Origin of the sequence: Frateuria sp. (assembly GCF_013362045.1) — a bacterium.
Classification (GTDB): domain Bacteria; phylum Pseudomonadota; class Gammaproteobacteria; order Xanthomonadales; family Rhodanobacteraceae; genus Frateuria_A.
On record NZ_JABFWW010000025.1, the window covers coordinates 1 to 3776 of the forward strand.

The 3776-nt window shown below is 71.9% G+C and carries 5 protein-coding genes; all 5 read right to left on the reverse strand.

All coding sequences use genetic code 11. The features are described 5' to 3' along the window. Nucleotides 1-699 (reverse strand): DNA polymerase III subunit delta' (holB, locus tag HOQ08_RS01280; RefSeq protein WP_291190403.1); only part of this gene is annotated, 699 nt, incomplete at its 3' end. After that, nucleotides 696-1337 (reverse strand): dTMP kinase, encoded by a 642-nt coding sequence (gene tmk / locus HOQ08_RS01285; RefSeq protein ID WP_291190406.1) that lies wholly within the window; start codon nucleotides 1335-1337, stop codon nucleotides 696-698. The genes tmk and holB, both read right to left, overlap by 4 nt. Further along, on the reverse strand, nucleotides 1330-2367 hold the full coding sequence (gene mltG, locus HOQ08_RS01290; RefSeq protein ID WP_291190408.1) for an endolytic transglycosylase MltG: 1038 nt from the start codon (nucleotides 2365-2367) through the stop codon (nucleotides 1330-1332). The genes tmk and mltG overlap by 8 nt, the downstream gene beginning before the upstream one ends. Before the next feature lie 11 nt (nucleotides 2368-2378). Further along, a complete protein-coding gene (gene pabC / locus HOQ08_RS01295) occupies nucleotides 2379-3188 on the reverse strand; it encodes an aminodeoxychorismate lyase (protein ID WP_291190411.1) in 810 nt (269 codons plus the stop codon). Next, the coding region (locus HOQ08_RS01300; protein ID WP_291190414.1) for a chorismate-binding protein at nucleotides 3185-3776 on the reverse strand (592 nt) is incomplete at its 5' end. The genes HOQ08_RS01300 and pabC, both read right to left, overlap by 4 nt.

Below are 3776 nucleotides of genomic sequence, written 5' to 3' on the forward strand. Positions count from 1 at the left end.
CATCGGCTCGGTGCGGCCGGCTGCCAGCGCGGCCAGGTCCTTGCGCACGGCCTGCCGGCGCGCCAACGCGCCCTGCTCCGTCCAGGTCTGGGCAAGCCCGGGATTGCCGCCGGCGGCCTCCAGCGCGGCGGCCGGATCGGCCACGCCCTGCGCGTGGAGCCAGGCCAACGCATCGGTCCGCGGCGGCAACTGGAATTCGATCCGCTGGCAACGGCTGCGGATGGTTTGCGGCAAGCGCCAGGGTGCATCGGCCGCCAGCAGCAGCAAGGTCTGCGGCGAGGGTTCTTCCAATGTCTTGAGCAGGGCGTTGGCGGCGTTCGCATTCATCGCGTCGGCCGGATCGATCGCCACCACCTGCCAACCGCCGAACTGGCTGGCCATGGCCAGTCGCGCCGACAGCTCGCGGATCTGCTCGACCACGATCTCCTTGCGCTGCACGCCATCCTTGCGCAAGCCGTAGCTGACGGTGACGAAATCCGGATGGGTGCCGGCATCGAGCAGCAGGCAGCTGCGGCACTGGCCGCAGGCGTCACCATCGCGCGGTCGCCCGCACAGCAGTCCACGCACGAAGCGCTGCAGGAAGGCGCGCTTGCCCAGGCCGGCCGGGCCGCACAGCAGCAGCGCGTGCGGCAAGGCTCTGCGCGCCAGGCGCGCCTGCAGCCGTTGCCAAAGTGCCTCGTGCCAGGATGGCGTGGTCATGCCGCATTGTCCGCGAACAGCGGCGCCAGCGCCGCGATGGCTGCGCTCAGCACTGCCTGGGGCGGCTGGCCGGCATCGATCAGGCGAAACCGCGCCGGCTCCGCGGCAGCGCGTGCACGATAACTCTCGCGCACGCGCTCGAAGAAGGCGTCGGCCTCGGTCTCGATGCGGTCCGCCTCGCCGCGACCGGCGGCGCGCGTGCGACCCATGGCCACCGGCAGGTCGAGCAGCAGGGTCAGGTCCGGCACGAGTCCCGCGCAGGCCCAGCGCTCCAGCTCGGCGATACGCGCGAACGGCTGGCCGCGGCCGCCGCCCTGGTAGGCGTAGCTCGCATCGACGTAGCGGTCGCACAGCACCCACCGCCCGGCGGCCAGCGCCGGCGCGATCACCTCGCGCACCAGCTGGGCGCGCGAGGCGAACATCAGCAGCAGTTCGGTCTCCGCGGCCACGCCGCGCTCGCGCGGATCGAGCACGATCGCGCGCACCGCCTCGCCCACCGGGGTGCCGCCCGGCTCGCGCGTCTGCACCAGCTCGATGCCCTGCCCCACGATATGCGTGCGCAGGCCGGCCAACAGGGTGCTCTTGCCGGCACCCTCGCCGCCTTCCAGCGAAATGAAGCGTCCGCGCCGTTCAGTCATGGCAGCGCTTCAGCTGGTAGCAGGCGACGTTGCGGTTTTGCTCCGCCAACGAATGGGCGAACGCATGGCTGCCATCGCCGCGCGACACGAAATACAGGGCATCGCCCGGCGTCGGATGCAGCGCGGCCAGTACCGCCGGCCGGCCGGGCAATGCAATGGGCGTGGGCGGCAGGCCCGGGCGCAGGTAGGTGTTGTAGGGCGTATCGGTGGTCAGGTCGCTCTTGTGGATGTTGCCGGCATAAGCCTGGCCCATGCCGTAGATCACGCTGGGATCGGTCTGCAGCAGCATGTGGTTCTGCAGGCGGCGCACGAAGACGCCGGCGATCTTCGGCCGCTCGTCGGCGCGCCCGGTTTCCTTCTCCACGATGGAGGCGAGGATCAGCGCCTCGTACGGCGAGGCCAGCGGCAGGTCCTTGTCGCGCCCGGGCCAGAGTTCGGCAAGGGTGTGCGCCATCGCCTCGTGCGCGCGCTTGAGGATGTCCAGGTCGCTGTCGCCCTTTACGTAGGCGTAGGTCTCGGGCAAAAAACGGCCTTCGGGCAGTTCGCCCGGCGCGCCGATGCGGCGCATCAGCTCGGCATCGTCCAGCGCCGCGCCATCGTGGCGAAGGGTGGCCGCATGCGCCAGCGCATCGCGCAGCTGCGCGAAGGTCCAGCCGTCGACGATGGTGAAGTTGCGCTGCAGTACGCGCCCCGCCGCCATCGCATCGAGCAGGCGGGTGGGCGTGATGCCAGGGTCGAGCGCGTACTCGCCGGCGTGCAGCCGGTCGGCGACCCGCATGCGCGCGGCAAGCAGGCGCCAGTACAGCCACGGCGCGCCGCTGAGCCCGCGCGCGTGCAGTTGCACGACGATGCCGCGCAGGTTGCTGCCACGCTCCACGTCGATCGTCTGCCGCTGCGGCCCGACCGCCAGCGGCGTGCGGCTGAACCGCTCGAAGCCGTACCAGCCCGCGGCGACCGCAGCCAGCACCGCCAGCACCACCAGCCATGCCAGGATCCGCGACACGCGGCCCCGCACTTTCTTGCGCCCCATCGATGACTCCTTCAAAAGCCCAGCGCGCGCCAATGCGCCTGCAGCGCGCGCGTGACCGGACCGACCGCGAAAGCGTGGCCATCCAGTTCGCGAACGGGCAGGATGCCGCGCACGCTCGAGGATAGGAAGAGCTCATCGGCCTGGCGAAGTTCCGCCAACAGGATCGGGCGCACCTGCGCCTGCGGCCTGGCGGCCAGGATCTCGGCCCGGGCGACGCCGGCGACGCCGCAACGGTCCAGCGCCGGCGTCGTCAGCTTTCCGGCGTACACGGCAAACAGATTGGCCGCCGTCGCGCAGATGGCCAGGCCGCCGGTATCGCACAGCAGGCCCTCGGCGATCGCCGGGTCGTCCCATTCGGCCCGCGCCAGCACCTGCTCCAGCCGGTTGAGGTGCTTGAGGCCGGCGAGCAGCGGCTGCGGGGCGAGGCGCAGCGCGCACAGGCGTACGCGGATGCCGCCGGATTGGGCCGGCCCGTCGAACGGAGGCGGCTCGAAGGCGGCGACGATGCGGGTCGGCCTGGGTTGCGCCGGCGGCGCGTAGCCGCGCGCGCCGCTGCCGCGGGTGAGCGTGATCCGAACGACCGCGTGGTCCATGCCTTGCGACGCCGTGCGCGCTTCGGCCAGCAGCACCGCCGGATCGGGCATCGGCAGGCGCAGCCGGCGGCAGCCCTCGTCCAGGCGCTGCATGTGGCGCGCCCACAGGGGAGCCTCGGCACCAGCGAAGCGTATGGTCTCGAACAGGCCGTCGCCATAGCCGAGGCCGCGATCCAGTGCAGCAACCCGGTCGCTCGCCTGCCCGTCGACGAGCACGCGCGGCATCATCCGACCGCTCCCAGCGCACGCAGCAGCCCGCGCGCCTTGGCGCGGGTCTCCTCCAATTCCTTTTCGGCCACCGAGTCGGCGACGATGCCGGCGCCTGCGCGCAGGCTCACTTCATCGCCGACCTGGGTCAGCGTGCGGATCAGGATGTTCAGATCCAGCTCGCCGCTCAGGTCGAGGTAGCCCAGCGCGCCGGTGTAGGCGCCGCGCGGGGCGTCTTCCAGCGCGGCGATGATCTCCATGCAGCGCACCTTCGGGCAGCCGGTGATGGTGCCGCCCGGGAAGGTGGCGGCGATCACCTGCCCCGGCGTCACGCCCTCGCGCAGGCGCCCGCGCACGTTGGAGACGATGTGATGCACGTGCGCGTAGCTTTCCACCACCATCAGTTCGTCGACCGCCACCGTGCCCGGCACGCAGACGCGGCCCAGGTCGTTGCGCTCCAGGTCGATCAGCATGACGTGTTCGGCGCGCTCCTTGGGGTGCGCGGTGAGCTCGCGGATGCGCGCCGCGTCGTCGTCGCCCGCCACGCGGGGCCTGGTGCCGGCGATGGGCCGAGTCTGCGCGACGCCGTCGCGCACTTCCACCAGCCGC